Below are 14,281 nucleotides of genomic sequence, written 5' to 3' on the forward strand. Positions count from 1 at the left end.
CGGCCGCGACCGCGCGGCCGGGTTGCGAAAAATCAGTTCTGGGTCGCCGGCTTCGTCACGTTGGCCGCACCCTTCTGGATGCCGTGCAGGAAGTCGACCGCGGCGATGAGCTGCTTGTCCTTGGCCGGGTCCGGCGGGATGTAGGCCGAAGAACCACCGCGCTCCTCGGTGTCCTTCTGCTTGAGGTGGCCCTTCAGGCCGGCCTCACCCTTGGTCTCGTCCTTGCCCTTCAGATCGTCGGGCACGTCCTGCAGCACCTCCTGATCCGGCTCGATCCCCTTCGCCTGGATCGAGCGGCCGGACGGCGTGTAGTAGCGCGCGGTGGTGAGGCGCAGGGCGCCCTGGCCGCCGAGCGGGATGATTGACTGGACCGAGCCCTTGCCGAAGGAGCGCGTGCCCATGATGGTCGCGCGCTTGTGATCCTGGAGGGCGCCGGCCACGATCTCGGAGGCCGAGGCCGCACCGCCATTGACCAGCACGACGATCGGCTTGCCCTTGGCGAGATCGCCCGCCTTGGCCGAGAAGCGCTGGGTCTCGTCCGGGTTGCGGCCGCGGGTCGAGACGATCTCACCGCGATCGAGGAAGGCGTCGGAGACCATCACGGCCTGGTCGAGCAGACCGCCGGGATTGTTGCGAAGATCGACGACGTAGCCCTTCAGCTTGTCGTTGCCGATCTCGGTCTGGAGCTTGTCGATCGCGGTCTTGAGACCCTCGAAGGTCTGCTCGTTGAACTGGGTCAGGCGCACATAGCCGATATCGCCGCCCTCGACCTTCGAGCGCACGGGCCGGATCTTGATGATGTCGCGGTTGAGCGTGACGTCGATCGGATCCTTGGCTTCCTTGCGGCTAATCTTGAGCCGCACCGGCGAGTTCACCGGCCCACGCATCTTGTCGACCGCCTGGTTCAGGGTGAGACCCTGGACCTGATCGTCGTCGATCTGGGTGATGATGTCGTTGGCCAGCAGACCCGCCTTCGAGGCCGGGGTGTCGTCGATGGGCGAGACGACCTTGATCAGGCCGTCCTCCATCGTGACCTCGATGCCGAGGCCGCCGAACTCGCCCTTGGTGGTGGTCTGCATGTCACGGAACGCCTTGGCGTCCATGTAGCTCGAATGCGGGTCGAGCGAGGTCAGCATGCCGTTGACCGCCGACTCGATCAGCTTCGACTCCTCGGGCTTCTCGACATAGTCGGTCCGCACCTTCTCGAACACGTCGCCGAACAGGCTGAGCTGCCGGTAGGTCTCGGCGGAGGCCGCGACCGCGCTCGTGCCCGACAGCAATTGCGTCTGGGTCGACAGAGCCGAGGCACCGATCCCGAGGGCGGCGCCGAGCAACACGAGGGACACTTTGCGCATTATCCGCGAACCTTCTCGCTGGAACTTCTCGCCCACCACGGCTCCGGATCGATGGAGCCGCCGTCTTTCCTGAACTCGACGTACAGGACGGGATCGTTCCGATCATCGTCCCTCTGTGACGCACTCGCCTGCGACACGCCAGCGGGGCCGCCGCCCTCGCCCATGGCAGCCACCGGCTCGCCTGCCAGTACGAACTGGCCGACTTCGACGTTGATCTGGTCCATGCCCGCCAACAAGAGATAGTAGCCGTCGCCCGCGTTGATGATCAAGAGACGGCCGTAGGAGCGGAACGGGCCGGCAAAGGACACCCAGCCGTCCGCCGGTGCGGAGACGACGGCCTTCGGCCGCGTCCGCAGCGAGATGCCGCGGGTGGTTCCGCTCTGTCCGTCCGGTTGGCCGAAGCCGCGCACCAGCGTCCCGCTGACGGGCCTGGGCAGATCGCCGCGGGCATCGGCGAATTTCACCTTGGGAGCGAGCTTGGCGGGATCGCGGGCGCTGGCCGCCGCGAATTTCTCCTGCGTCTTGCGCTGCTCCCGCTCCTCCGCCGCCCGCGCCTCGTCGGAGGCACGGCGGGCGGCGGACAGCTCGTTCTCCATCCGGTCGACGAGATCCTTCAGGGTCTTGGCCTGGGTGCCGAGTTCGGTGCTCTTGCGCCGCTCCTGCGTGAGGTCGCTCTCGATCTGCACCTGCCGGGCGCGCCGGGCGGCGACCAGCGCGTCGAGGCGTTGGCGCTCCGAGGCCCAGCCAGCGAGATCCTTCCGCAGGGCCTCGCGATCGGCCGCGATGAGGCCCCGCACCCGGACCAGCTCGGCAAGGTCACCGGCCAGCGTCTCGGCTTCGCCGCGCAGCTCGGGCACCACGGCGCCCAGCAGCATCGAGGTGCGGATCGCCACCAAGACGTCCTCCGGCCGCACCAGAACCGCCGGCGGCGGGCGCCGGCCCATGCGCTGGAGCGCGGCCAGAATCTCGGCAATGACGGCCCGGCGCGAATTGAGCGACTTGCGGATCGCCGCGTCGCTGTCGGTGAGCGAGCGCAGGCGCTCTTCCAGCCGGTTCAGCCGATCCTCGGTCGCCTGGGCCTGCCGGCCGGCATCGAGCAGCGCCGTACTGAGCTTGGCCCGGTCCGAGCCGATCGTCGCGATCTCGGCTTCCAAAGCGGCGCGACTGCCGGCACTCGCGGCCAGCGCATCCTCGATCTGCTTGAGATTCTGCGCCCGACGGTCGCGCTCCTCCTGAGCCTGACGCATGGCGTCGGCATTTCCGCTGCCTTGCCCGGCGCCTTGCCCGTTTCCTGGCCCGGCCTCCTGCGCCCATGCCGGCAGACCGGCAGCGACCCAGCCGGCCAGGAGGAGCGCCGCCCTCGTCCGGAAATGCCTCATGCGTCGGGATCGCCGCGGTGATAGGGATGGCCCGCCAGGATGGTGAGGGTCCGATAGGCTTGCTCCAGCACGAGCACGCGCACCAGTCCGTGGGGCAGTGTCGCCGCTCCGAAGGCGAGAATATGGTCGGACCGGGCCCGCACGCGCTCGTGCAGCCCGTCCGCCCCGCCGATCACGAAGGCGAGAGCGGGTCGACCCGCATCGCGCCACGCGCCGATCCGGGCGGCGATCCGCTCGCTCGGCCAGTCGGAGCGTCCGCGCTCGTCGCAGGCGATCAGCGCGGCGTCCCCCGGCACCAGGGCGAGGATCGCATCGGCTTCCTCGGCCACCCGGTCGGCGGCGCGGCGGGCACGGGATTCTGGGATCTCGGTCAGATCGCAGGCCGTGACGCCGAGCCCCCGGCCGAGCGCGGCGGCGCGCTCCCGGTAACGAGCGGTGAGATCCCGCTCCGGCCCGTTCTTCAGACGACCGACGGCGACGACGAGGAGGCGCAAGGGAGGGGGCCGTCCGAGGAGCCACGAGAGACTTCGCGAAGGAACTCGCGACGAGCGGGCCGATAGCACGATCCGTAGCCGGCGTCCCGCACCTGCGAACCCCCCCCGATAACGTCCCCGCCGTCGCGGTTCAGCCAGCCAGGGCCTTTTCGATGCTCGCGGCGAACGGCGTGGTCGGCCGTCCGATCAACCGGGAGAGGGCATGGCCATCATCGAAGAGGGCGCCCTCGGCGGCGGCGGCGTCCGAACCAGCGATGAGGGCGGCGAGCGGCGCGGGCAGGCCCGCCCCGAGCAGAATGTCGCGATACGCCGCCTCCGGCAGGTCGCGATAGGCAATGGGGCGTCCGGAGGCCCGGGCGATTTCGGCGGCGAAATCGGCCAGGGTGAAGGCTTCGTCGCCCGCCAATTCGTAGATCTCTGCCGTCCCCTGGCCCGCATCGGTCAGCACGACGGCCGCAGCCTCGGCGTAATCCGCGCGGGCGGCGGCGGCGATCCGACCCGTGCCCGCACTGCCGATGAGGGCCTGATGGGTCAGGGCACTCGGGATCGAGGCCGTGTAATTCTCGCTGTACCAGCCGTTGCGCAGCAGAACGTGCGGGAGACCGGATTCCCGCAGGATTCGCTCCGTCTGCCGGTGCTCCTCGGCCGGAGCAAGGGACGACCTGTCGGCCCGCAGGACGCTCGTATAGGCAAGCATACCGATGCCCGCCCCGCGCGCCGCTTCGATGGCGTTGCCGTGCTGTTGCACCCGCTGCCCGATCTCGTTCGAGGAGATCAGCAGGAGGCGGTCGATTCCCTCGAACGCCGCCGCGAGCGTGTCCGGCCGGTCGTAATCGGCGAGGCGGACGGCGACGCCGCGGGCGCGAAACTGGGCGGCCGCCTCGGAATCGAGGTTTCGCAGGCCGGCGATCACGCGATCGGGCGCGATCCGCTCCAGCAGCGCCGTTACGGTCCGGCGGCCGAGCTGACCGCCGGCGGCGGTGACGAACACGGTGGGGGACGTGGATGACATGGATGTACTCCGGTCTCTTAGGAGAACAAGGTTCTTATTTGAGACCGGGAAACACCGTAAGGAGGCACCTTTCGGGGACAAGGTAACCTCGGGGGAACCGATTGATGAGCGATCACAGCGCCACCGCCGGGGCCGCGCTGGCGGCGCAGTTCGCCACGTGGCAGATGCATGCTTGCGGCGCCGAGGGGTGTCCGGTTCGAGATGTCCTCGACCATCTGGGCGACAAGTGGACGACCCTGGTTCTGATCGCGTTGGCTTGTGGGCCGCAGCGCTTCAACGGCCTTGCCCGAGCCGTCCCGGACATCTCGAAGCGGATGTTGACGCAGACCCTGCGCAATCTGGAGCGCGACGGTTTCATCACGCGCCACGTCTTCCCGACCAAGCCGCCGAGCGTGGAGTACCGGCTTTCCGAATTGGGACGGTCGCTGCTGGTGCCGGTGGCGGCCCTGGTCGCTTGGGCCGAGCAGGCGCATCCCGCGATCCGCGAGGCACGGGTCCGCTACGACGCGCTCCCCTCGGCGGTTTAGCCTTCACCCCTCACGGCCAGGATCGCGCCGCGCCTTGCGGCCGAGAGAAATGGGTATATACCCGCTTCATGGCTGCCGACTCGCCCTGCCTGTGCGCGAACCTGCGCCGCGTCACCCGCGCGGTCACCGCCGCCTACGACGCGGCCCTGCAGCCGGCCTCGCTGCGAATCACCCAATTCTCGATCCTGCGCATCCTCGAACGGCTCGGGCCGGTGGGCGTGACGCGCCTCGCGGCGGAAGCGGCCCTCGACCGCTCGACCATGGGCCGCAACCTCGATCCGCTGGAGCGACGGGGCCTCGTGCGGCTGACCGTCAACGCCGCCGACCAGCGCGAGCGCGTCGCCGCCCTGACCGAGGCGGGCCGCGCAGCCCTCGCCGCCGCCTTGCCCCTGTGGCGGGCGGCGCAGGCGCGCGTCGAGACCGCCTTTCCACCCGCGGCCGTCGCCGACCTCGCCAGCCGGCTCGCCCGCCTCGATTCCGCGCAAACCGACTGACCGGAGCCCCGCCATGCCGCTCGTTCGCATCGACCTGCCCCAGGGCAAGAGCCCGGAATACCGGCACAGTGTCGGCGACGTGGTCTACGAGGCCATGCGCACGACGCTGAACGTGCCGGAGAACGACCGCTTCCAGGTCATCACCGAGCATGCGCCGGGCGGCCTCGTCATCGACCCGACCTATCTCGGGATCGCGCGCAGCGGCGACGCCCTGATGATCCAGGTGACCCTCAATGCCGGGCGCAGCGTCGAGCTGAAGAAGGCCTTCTACAAGGCCGTGGCCGACGGTCTGCACGAACGCGTGGGCCTGCGCCGGGAAGACGTGCTCATCCAGCTCGTCGAGGTGCCGAAGGAGAACTGGTCCTTCGGCAACGGCGAGGCGCAATACGCCTGACCGCCCTCCTTCCGGACCATCGGACCGAGCCCATGCCGCCCTCCCCATCTTCGGCACCCGCGCGCCTGCATTACGGTTGGATCGTCGCGGGCGTGACCTTCCTCGTCCTCTTGGTCGGCGCGGGGGTGCGGGCGACGCCGGGCGTGCTGATCGTGCCGTGGGAGCGGGAATTCGGCTGGAGCACGGCGACGATCAGCGGGGGCATCGCCCTCAACATCTTCCTCTACGGAATGATCGGGCCCTTTGCGGTGGCGATCATCGAGCGGTTCGGCCTGCGCCGCGCGGTCTGCACGACGCTGGTCGTGCTGGCGGCCGGCACCGCCGCGACCGTGTTCATGCAGCAGGTCTGGCAGATGGTGCTGCTGTGGGGCCTCGTGGTGGGGGCGGGCACCGGCATGGTGGCGAACGTGCTCGGCGCCACGGTCGCGTCGCGCTGGTTCGGGCGCCATCGCGGCCTCGTGGTCGGATTGCTGACCGCGAGTGCCGCCACCGGCCAGCTCGTCTTCCTACCCGTTCTCGCCCACCTCTCCGTCGATCAGGGTTGGCGGGTGGCGGCGCTCACGGTCGCGCTCGCCGCGCTCGCCCTGGTGCCTCTGGTCGCGTGGCTGATGCGCGACCGCCCGGCCGATCTCGGCCTGGCCCGCTTCGGCGAGACCGCGATCCAGCCTGCACCGCGGGGTGGGATCAATCCGGCCCGGCGCGCGCTGCAGGGTCTCGCCACGGGGCTGCGCTCACGGGACTTCTGGCTCCTGTCGGGCACCTTCTTCATCTGCGGCGCCTCGACCAACGGCCTCATCGGCACCCACCTGATCCCGGCCTGCAACGACCATGGCATCCCGGCGGTGACGGCGGCCAGCGTGTTGGCGCTGATGGGCCTGTGCGACCTCGTCGGCACCACCGCCTCAGGTTGGCTGACCGATCGATACGACCCGCGCCGGCTGCTGGCTTGGTATTACGGCCTGCGCGGCCTCTCGCTGATGTTCCTGCCCTATTCCTTCGATCTGAGCGTCTACGGCCTGTCCCTGTTCGCCGTGTTCTACGGCCTCGACTGGATCGCCACCGTGCCGCCGACCGTGAGCTTGGCGGGCAAGGTCTTCGGAGAGGAGAACGCCGCGCTGATGTTCGGCTGGATCGCCGCCGCCCACCAAGTCGGCGCGGCGAGCGCTGCCTGGGCCGCGGGCGCGGTCCGCACCGGCACCGGCGACTATTTCTCCGCCTTCGTCTCGGCGGGGCTCCTCTGCCTCGCTGCCGCGATGATGGCCCTGTTCATCGGAACGCGGCCGCGGGTGGCGGTTCCGGCGGCCGCCTGACATCGACGGCGCGCGAGACGCTCCCCGCTTCCGCCTCCTTCGAGGCCCCACGCTTGGGGCAAGGGGCATCTCCGAATGGGGGCGCGCTTTTGAGAAGCGGCCCGAAGGGGCGTTCGAACCGCCCTATCCGACCCCGTTCGCCTTGAACCACGCCTGCGCCTTGGCCCAGGCCTCGGTCGCGGCGTCCTCGCGGTAGGTCGGTCGGTAATCGGCGTGGAAGCCGTGCGGGACGTCGGGGAACACCTCGATGCGCGAGGGGCTGCCCGCCGCCTTCAGTTCCGCCTGCATCTGGTCGATGATCGGCATCGGAATGTTGTCGTCCTTGCCCGCGTAGAGGCCGAGCACCGGCGCCTTGAGCGCGCCCGCCACGTCGACGGGATTGCGCGGCTTCAATTCCGAGGGCGGCGAGGCCGCGCCGCCGAGGATGCCGTAGAAGGCGGCGCCCGCCTTGGGCCTGTCGGTGTGCGCGGCGTAGAGCCAGACGATGCGGCCGCCCCAGCAGAAGCCGGTAATGCCGAGCCGCGCCACGTCCGCCGCGCCGCTCGCCGCGGCGAAGGCGGTGGTGGCGTCGAGATCGCTCATCACCTGGGCGTCCGGAACCTTCGGCACGATCTGTGTGCGGATCGTCGGGATGTCGGCCTTGGTGGCGTCGCCCTGGCGGGCGAACAGGTCGGGGGCGATGGCGTAGTAGCCGAGCTTGGCGAAGCGCCGGCACACGTCCTTGATGTATTCGTGGACGCCGAAGATTTCCTGGATCACGAGCATGACCGGGAACGGCCCGCCCGAGGCGGGCATCGCCCGATAGGCCGGGATCTCGACGCCGAGCGAGGGCACCTTCACCTCGCCCGCGGTCAGGCCATCGGTCGGCGTCGTCACCGTCGCGGCCGAGACCGGCTGCACCGCGAGCGCGAAGCCCGCGCCCAAACTCGTCTTGAGGAAGGTGCGGCGACCGGGCTCGGCGGCCTCGCTCGCGCGATCGTGTCGGGTTTCGTCCTGCATGGCGCCTGTCCCGCATCGCCGCCCGGTCGCGGAACGGCCGGCCCGTTCTACCTGCGGGGCCGGGCTGCGGGAACAGGCGCGGGGCCGTCCCGCTTGAAGCCCCGGCCGCCTATGCCTCGGCATCAGCGAGATCAGGGACCGGAATGAACGTCCACGACACCGCAACCCCGGCGGAGACGACGCCCCCTCGCCTGGACCGCAAGGCGGTCGGCGCCGTGGTGCTGGGCAACGCCCTCGAATTCTACGATTTCACGATCTACGCCTTCTTCGCCAAGGCGATCGGCGACGCGTTCTTTCCCGGGGGCAGCGCCACGGACAGCCTGCTCGCCTCGCTCGCCCTGTTCGGCATCGGCTACGTCATGCGCCCGGTGGGCGGCGTGCTGATCGGCGCCTTCGCCGACCGGGCGGGCCGCAAGCCGGCCATGCTGCTCACCATCGGCCTCATGGCGGTCGGCATGCTGATGCTGGCCGCCTGTCCCGGCACGGCGGTGCTCGGCGGCTGGGCGCAGGTGATCGTCATCGCCGGGCGCCTGATCCAGGGGCTGGCCCTGGGCGGCGAGGTGGGGCCCTCGACCGCCTATCTGGTCGAGGCCGCCCCGCCGGAAAGCCGCGGCTTCGTGGCGAGTTGGCAGATCGCGAGCCAGGGCTGCGCCGCCCTGTTCGCGGGCGTCTTCGCCACCGGCCTCACCCTCGTCCTGGGCGATGCCGCGATGGCGGATTGGGGCTGGCGGGTGATGTTCGGCCTCGGCCTCCTCGTGGTGCCGGTCGGTCTGGTGATCCGTAGCCACCTGCCCGAGACGGCGGGGGCGGATCACGATCCGAATGCCGCCGCCTCGACCGGCGCGGTGGTGATGCGGCTCCTGCGCGAGCACGGGCGGCTGCTGGGGCTCACCTTCCTGGTGATCGCCGCCTCGACGGTCTCGAACGCCATCGGTACCAACATGCCGGTCTATGCCGGTGCGACCCTCGGCCTCTCCGAGACGGCCGCCAACGCCGTGCCGATCGCGCTCGGCCTCGCCTCGGTCGCCTTCCCCCTGCTCGGCGGCTGGCTCGCCGACCGCTACGGACGGCGACCGGTGCTGATCTGGCCCCGCGCCCTGATCCTGCTCCTCGCCGTGCCGGCATTCTGGTGGCTGTTGCGCGAGCCGGGGGCGCCCGCCGTCTACGCCGTCACCTTCCTGCTCTCGGCGCTTTCCTCGATCAATGCGGCGGCGATCATTGTGGCGATTCCCGAATCGCTCCCCCGCGCCGTGCGTTCGGCCGGCCTGTCGATCGTCTACGCGGTATCGGTCTCGCTGTTCGGGGGGAGCACGAACTATCTCGTCAACTGGCTGATCGCGACGACCGGCGACCGGATGATGCCGGCCTATTACCTGGCCGCCTTCAGCCTCGTCGGCACGGTGGCGGCCCTGCTGCTGCCGGAGACGCGGGGGCGCGACTTGAAGAGGGGCTAAGGAGCTGCCGGCTCCTCCCGCCCACCCGATTCCCCCATCCCGACATGCCGCGTGAGCGGGTTCCAGACGTCTCGGCGATCCCTGGAGACCTCCTTCGAGGCCCGCCAAGGCGGGCGCCTCAGGATGAGGAGGATCGATGGGAGACGCCGATGATTACCGCAGCCCCGCGGGCCGGTCGCCCGCGGCCCAGGCCAGCGCCTGTTCCAGTCGATCGTTGCCCCAGAACAGCTCGCCATCCTCGGCCAGGAAGCTCGGCGCGCCGTAGATGCCGCGGGAGCGGGCCTCCTCGCCCGCGACCTTGAGGCGGCCCTTGTTCGCCTCCGATGAGGCGGCCCGGAGGATCGCCGTCCCGTCGAGCCCGATGCGGTCGAGGACTTTGGCCACCGCCGCCGGCTCGGCGATCGACTCGCCTCGGGCGTAGCAGGCCTCGAACACCGCCTTCGAGAAGGGCACCAGCCAATCGTGATCGGCACCGTAGATCGCCGCACGGGTCGCCGAGAGCGAATTCTGCGGAAACGGGTTGGGGCGCGTGACCGGCGGTAGGCCGAACCGGGCCGCCTCGCGGTCGACGTCGCGCCACATGTTGCGGCCCTTGGCCGGGTAGAGGTTGAACGGCGAGTTGGTCCACCCCTGCGACGCGAAGATCGGCCCGAGCAGGAACGGCCGCCAGCGGATCGCGACGCCCGCGGATTCCGCCAGCGCGTCGATCCGCATGGCCGCAAGGTAGGAATAGGTCGAGGCGAACTCGTACCAGAACTCCAGGGTCGGCCGCCGCGTCATTCAGCGTGTCTCCTACCGGATGTCCGCATCGTCGTTCCGGGATCGCCCATCCGCAAGGCGCGATCGCGCAACCACGACACCAAAAGATGCGGCGTCGCTGCGCAAGGCGGGCCGCAGCCGGACAACCGGGCAGCGCTCGCGCGGTTGCGCGGCGATCCGGCCTGCTGTTAAGCCGCAGATCAGCCTGGCCCACGCGCCAGATCCCTCTCCAGAGCCACCGCCCATGTCCGACGCCAGCCCGAACAAAGCCGTCAGGAAGGTCGTGCTCGCCTATTCGGGCGGCCTCGATACCTCCATCATTCTCAAGTGGTTGCAGACGACCTACGGCTGCGAGGTCGTGACCTTCACGGCCGATCTCGGCCAGGGTGAGGAGCTGGAGCCCGCGCGGCGCAAGGCCGAGCTCCTGGGCATCAAGCCGGAAAACATTTTTATCGAGGACCTGCGCGAGGAATTCGTCCGCGACTACGTCTTCCCGATGTTCCGGGCCAACGCCGTCTACGAGGGCGTCTACCTGCTCGGAACCTCGATCGCCCGCCCCCTCATCGCCAAGAAGCAGATCGAGATCGCCGAGCGCGTGGGGGCGGACGCGGTCTGTCACGGCGCCACCGGCAAGGGCAACGATCAGGTCCGGTTCGAACTCGGCTACTACGCGCTGAAGCCCGACGTGACGGTGATCGCCCCCTGGCGCGAGTGGGACCTGCGCTCGCGCGAGCAGCTCATCGCCTTCGCCGAGCAGCATCAGATCCCGATCGCCAAGGACAAGCGCGGCGAGAGCCCGTTCTCGGTCGATGCCAATCTCCTGCACGCCTCGTCCGAGGGCAAGGTGCTGGAGGATCCGGCCGTGGAAGTGCCGGACTACGTCTATTCCCGCACCCTCTCGCCGGAGGAGGCGCCGGATCAGCCCACCGTCATCTCTATCGGTTTCGAGCGCGGTGACGCCGTCTCCATCGACGGAGAGGCCCTGTCGCCCGCGAGCCTGCTCGCCAAGCTCAACGAGCTGGGACGGGCCAACGGCATCGGCCGCTTGGATCTCGTCGAGAACCGATTTGTCGGCATGAAGAGCCGGGGCATGTACGAGACGCCCGGCGGCACCATCCTGCTGCCGGCCCACCGTGCCATCGAGTCGATCACGCTGGATCGCGGCGCGGCCCATCTCAAGGATCAGCTGATGCCGCAATACGCGGAGCTGATCTATAACGGCTTCTGGTTCTCGCCGGAGCGCGAGATGCTCCAGGCGCTGATCGACAAGAGCCAGGAGAAGGTTACCGGCACGGTGCGCTTGAAGCTCTACAAGGGCGGCGTCCACGTGATCGGCCGGACAAGCCCGCACTCGCTCTACGACCAGGATCTCGTCACCTTCGAGGAAGGCGCCGTGGCCTACGATCACCGCGACGCGGCGGGCTTCATCAAGCTCAACGCCCTGCGGCTGCGCACCCTGGCGCAGCGCAAGAAGCGCGAGGGCTGACGGGCGTCGGCCCGGGGCTGGTCGTCCGCATCCGGCATTCCGCCGCCGTTCCGGGCCCGCGAAGCGGGACCCGGATTGTTTCGGGGTCGACGGCGGAGGTGCGGCGTGACGGGGTGCGTCGCAGAACCAGCGTTCAGGCTGTCTCCCAGCCCGCCGCGCCCTTCCGAAAGAAGCCCGGCGCGAGATCGCCGTAGCGCAGAAAAATCTGCATCGCCGGCTGCATCTCGCGGTGCAGCCGCTCGGATTCCGGCTCTACCCCGGCGCCGTAGGGCTGCGCGGGATCGATGGCGGGCCCATCGGCCTCGATGTCCCACCGGACCTGAAGGCGCGGGATCAGGGCGAGGTGAGCCGGCGTCACCTCGAAGGTGATGTGCTCGGGCGTCTCGCCGGTCTCGCCGTCGCGGAACACGTCGGAGACGGCCGTCGAGGACAGCTTCGCTAGGGGATTGTGATACTGGTAGCGCCCGGGCTTCAGCACGGCGTGCTGCAGGAACACCGCCAGCGCGTCGCCCATCGCCCGGTGCTCTTCCTCGGCCCCCTCGTCGTCCCCGGTGACGTTGAAGATGTCGTCGTCGCGATCCAAGCTGCCATAGGGCGCGTCCGGATGGATGATCGGCGCGCCCTCGCCGGCCGCGTTCCAGGCAACGACCATGCGCCGGATCAGCGCGATGCGCTCCAGCGTCAGCTCGAAGGGGGTCGGGTCGCTCATCATGCCTCTCGCGCCGCCGGGAACTCCCGGCCCCGGTTCAGTGGCGCAGCCATCGGCCCGGTGCAAGCGGAGCGGCACCGACACGGCATCGCAGGCGCATTAGAAAGCGATGCCGAACCGTCTCGCAGAAGCTGCCGCCGGCATCGCCGGCTGCCGGCCAGCACAGGCGCGATGGTCCCCGAGATGCCGCACATCGCGATCGGGATCTCGCTTGCATGAAATGGGCATGGTCATCGCGACCGAAACGCAGGCCGGTCCGCCGCGCCCCGAAGAAACGGCTGCGGAAACTCGGCGTGTGCGAGGGCCTGTTTGACCTGTCTCGTCGAAATCGAACCGACCTGAGGCCGCGACGATTCCAATTCTCTTCCTCACCCCAAGGTGCTCGGGCGAAGGCTGATCACCTCGGATGAGAGGATTGATAAGGCCAGAGCCAGTCGATCAGGCTCTCAGGCCGCCGGCTTCACCACCGCGTGGCGAAAGGCATGGGGCACCAGCGCGGCGACCGCGTCCGCCAATTCGTCGAAATGCTCGATCACCCAATCGGGCTGCAGCTCGCGCATCGGCACCGGGGTGTAACCGAAGGTGACACCCACCACCGGGATGCCGGCCGCCTGGGCGGCGGCGACGTCGGCGCGGGAATCGCCGACCATCACGGCGCGGGTCGGATCGCCGCCGGCTCGGGCGATCGTCGCGGTGATGTGGCGCGGATCGGGCTTGGAGAAGGCGAAGGTGTCCTTGCCGACGATGACCGGGAAGCGCGCCCGCACGCCGAGTTCCGCCAGCAGGGCCACGGCATGCGCCTCGACCTTGTTGGTGCAGACGGCGAGCACGAAGCCCTCGGCCTCCAGCCGGTCGAGCGCCGCGACGACGCCGGGGAAGAGGGTGGAATTGTCGGTCAGATGCGCGCCGTAATGCTCCAGGAACGCCTCGAACAGGGTTTCCAGTCGCTCCGGGCTGAGGGTCGCCCCGGCCACGGCGAAGCCCCGCTGGATCAGGGCACGGGCGCCGGCGCCCAGGAGGTCGCGGGCCTGTTCCAGCGGCAAGGGCGCATGGCCCTCGCGGGCGAGGATCACGTTGAGGGTGCCGACGAGGTCGCCCGCGGTCTCGGCGAGCGTCCCGTCGAGATCGAACACCGCGATGGGAGGAAGAACGGTCATCGGCGTCCCGGATCCAAACACTGTCAAGCTGGCTAGCTGTCGTCTCCCCAACGATCAACCCCAGCGGTTGACCGAGCGTTAGCGCGCGCGCTTCTGTTGCGTTCCTGCCGCCCCCCGTTTCACGCTCCCGCCCAAGCTCCGCCATGGATCCGGCGCCTGATGGTGTCGTATCGCGCCGCGACTTGTCCCCGTAATCCCCGCTCCTCACCCCGGCATCGTCCATGACCCTGGCCCAACGCCCCCATCCGGCCCTTTCCCCCGCCCGCCTCGCGGGCTGCGCCCTCTTCGCCGCACTCGCCTGCGGCTCCGGCAGCGCGCGCGCCGCCGGCTCCTACGAGTTCGTCGCCGCACCGGCGGTCGATCTCAACCGGATCTATCGGATCGACCGCGCCACCGGCGAGGTAACCTCCTGCCAGTACGGCCTGCGCGACGACAGCGTCGGCGTCACCCTCTGCTTCGCGGCGGGAGAAGGTGCCGGGCCGCAGGCGCCGGGCGAGTACGGGCTGATCGCCTCCCGTCATGCCCGCGAATCCGGCATCTACCGGGTCAACCTCCGCACCGGGACCATGAGCGCCTGCTACGTGCAGATCCGCCAGGAGCTGGTGGTGTGCACCGAACAGGCCGGCCCGCCGCCCGCCGGCACCGCGAGCGGCGCGGGGGCGGCGGCGACCGGCCCCGCCCCCGGCCGCGCCGGCCCGAGCGCCACGCCGCCCCAGGGTGGACAGAGCGGCGGCCAGGGCCGGCCCTGAACC

General features: G+C 69.8%; 15 protein-coding genes. 7 read left to right on the forward strand and 8 right to left on the reverse strand.

The genetic code is table 11. The features are described from left to right. Window positions 1-32: 32 nt before the first annotated feature. The 4 genes from MFF26_RS00185 to MFF26_RS00200 all read right to left on the reverse strand — a co-directional run bounded on the left by MFF26_RS00185 (window position 33) and on the right by MFF26_RS00200 (window position 4,240). Window positions 33-1,355 (reverse strand): S41 family peptidase, encoded by a 1,323-nt coding sequence (locus MFF26_RS00185; RefSeq protein WP_137829738.1) that lies wholly within the window; start codon window positions 1,353-1,355, stop codon window positions 33-35. Beyond that, window positions 1,355-2,734, reverse strand: a complete 1,380-nt coding sequence (locus MFF26_RS00190) for a murein hydrolase activator EnvC family protein (RefSeq protein ID WP_137829739.1) — start codon at window positions 2,732-2,734, stop codon at window positions 1,355-1,357. The genes MFF26_RS00185 and MFF26_RS00190 overlap by 1 nt, the downstream gene beginning before the upstream one ends. Then, a complete protein-coding gene (gene rlmH, locus MFF26_RS00195; protein ID WP_137829740.1) occupies window positions 2,731-3,228 on the reverse strand; it encodes a 23S rRNA (pseudouridine(1915)-N(3))-methyltransferase RlmH in 498 nt (165 codons plus the stop codon). The genes MFF26_RS00190 and rlmH overlap by 4 nt, the downstream gene beginning before the upstream one ends. Before the next feature lie 130 nt (window positions 3,229-3,358). After that, complete coding sequence (locus MFF26_RS00200) at window positions 3,359-4,240, reverse strand: SDR family oxidoreductase (RefSeq protein ID WP_137829741.1); 882 nt, start codon at window positions 4,238-4,240, stop codon at window positions 3,359-3,361. A 104-nt stretch (window positions 4,241-4,344) separates the two neighbouring features. Here MFF26_RS00200 and MFF26_RS00205 point away from each other — a divergent pair, with 104 nt between their 5' ends. From MFF26_RS00205 to MFF26_RS00220, 4 genes are all read left to right on the forward strand, one after another. Next, window positions 4,345-4,767: a winged helix-turn-helix transcriptional regulator gene (locus MFF26_RS00205; protein WP_137829742.1), complete on the forward strand. Its 423-nt coding sequence runs from the start codon at window positions 4,345-4,347 to the stop codon at window positions 4,765-4,767. Between the two features lie 68 nt (window positions 4,768-4,835). Then, on the forward strand, window positions 4,836-5,261 hold the full coding sequence (locus tag MFF26_RS00210; protein WP_137829743.1) for a MarR family winged helix-turn-helix transcriptional regulator: 426 nt from the start codon (window positions 4,836-4,838) through the stop codon (window positions 5,259-5,261). Between the two features lie 13 nt (window positions 5,262-5,274). Continuing rightward, entirely contained in the window at window positions 5,275-5,655 is a 381-nt protein-coding gene (locus MFF26_RS00215; RefSeq protein ID WP_137829744.1) for a tautomerase family protein, read from the forward strand. Between the two features lie 32 nt (window positions 5,656-5,687). Next, a complete protein-coding gene (locus MFF26_RS00220) occupies window positions 5,688-6,965 on the forward strand; it encodes an MFS transporter (protein ID WP_137829745.1) in 1,278 nt (425 codons plus the stop codon). Between the two features lie 123 nt (window positions 6,966-7,088). Here the strand turns inward: MFF26_RS00220 and MFF26_RS00225 are convergent, their stop codons facing one another. Next, window positions 7,089-7,964 carry a dienelactone hydrolase family protein gene (locus tag MFF26_RS00225; protein WP_137829746.1) on the reverse strand — a complete coding sequence of 292 codons (876 nt, stop codon included), beginning with the start codon at window positions 7,962-7,964 and terminating at the stop codon, window positions 7,089-7,091. A 143-nt stretch (window positions 7,965-8,107) separates the two neighbouring features. Here MFF26_RS00225 and MFF26_RS00230 point away from each other — a divergent pair, with 143 nt between their 5' ends. Continuing rightward, complete coding sequence (locus tag MFF26_RS00230; protein WP_137829747.1) at window positions 8,108-9,418, forward strand: MFS transporter; 1,311 nt, start codon at window positions 8,108-8,110, stop codon at window positions 9,416-9,418. A gap of 153 nt (window positions 9,419-9,571) precedes the next feature. Here MFF26_RS00230 and MFF26_RS00235 read toward each other — a convergent pair whose 3' ends face one another. Continuing rightward, window positions 9,572-10,198 carry a 2-hydroxychromene-2-carboxylate isomerase gene (locus MFF26_RS00235; protein WP_238307365.1) on the reverse strand — a complete coding sequence of 209 codons (627 nt, stop codon included), beginning with the start codon at window positions 10,196-10,198 and terminating at the stop codon, window positions 9,572-9,574. A gap of 223 nt (window positions 10,199-10,421) precedes the next feature. On the opposite strand from MFF26_RS00235, the gene MFF26_RS00240 reads away from it, so the two are divergent. Further along, window positions 10,422-11,663, forward strand: coding sequence for an argininosuccinate synthase (locus MFF26_RS00240; protein WP_137830777.1), 1,242 nt, complete (start codon window positions 10,422-10,424; stop codon window positions 11,661-11,663). 133 nt (window positions 11,664-11,796) lie between these two features. On the opposite strand, the gene MFF26_RS00245 is transcribed toward MFF26_RS00240, so the two are convergent. Then, window positions 11,797-12,372, reverse strand: a complete 576-nt coding sequence (locus MFF26_RS00245; RefSeq protein ID WP_137830778.1) for a hypothetical protein — start codon at window positions 12,370-12,372, stop codon at window positions 11,797-11,799. A 446-nt stretch (window positions 12,373-12,818) separates the two neighbouring features. Continuing rightward, window positions 12,819-13,529: a phosphoglycolate phosphatase gene (gene gph, locus MFF26_RS00250; RefSeq protein WP_238307366.1), complete on the reverse strand. Its 711-nt coding sequence runs from the start codon at window positions 13,527-13,529 to the stop codon at window positions 12,819-12,821. Between the two features lie 221 nt (window positions 13,530-13,750). Here gph and MFF26_RS00255 point away from each other — a divergent pair, with 221 nt between their 5' ends. Beyond that, window positions 13,751-14,278 carry a hypothetical protein gene (locus tag MFF26_RS00255; protein ID WP_137830780.1) on the forward strand — a complete coding sequence of 176 codons (528 nt, stop codon included), beginning with the start codon at window positions 13,751-13,753 and terminating at the stop codon, window positions 14,276-14,278. The last annotated feature ends 3 nt before the right edge of the window (window positions 14,279-14,281 follow it).

Source organism: Methylorubrum suomiense (assembly GCF_022179765.1).
Lineage (GTDB): Bacteria > Pseudomonadota > Alphaproteobacteria > Rhizobiales > Beijerinckiaceae > Methylobacterium > Methylobacterium suomiense.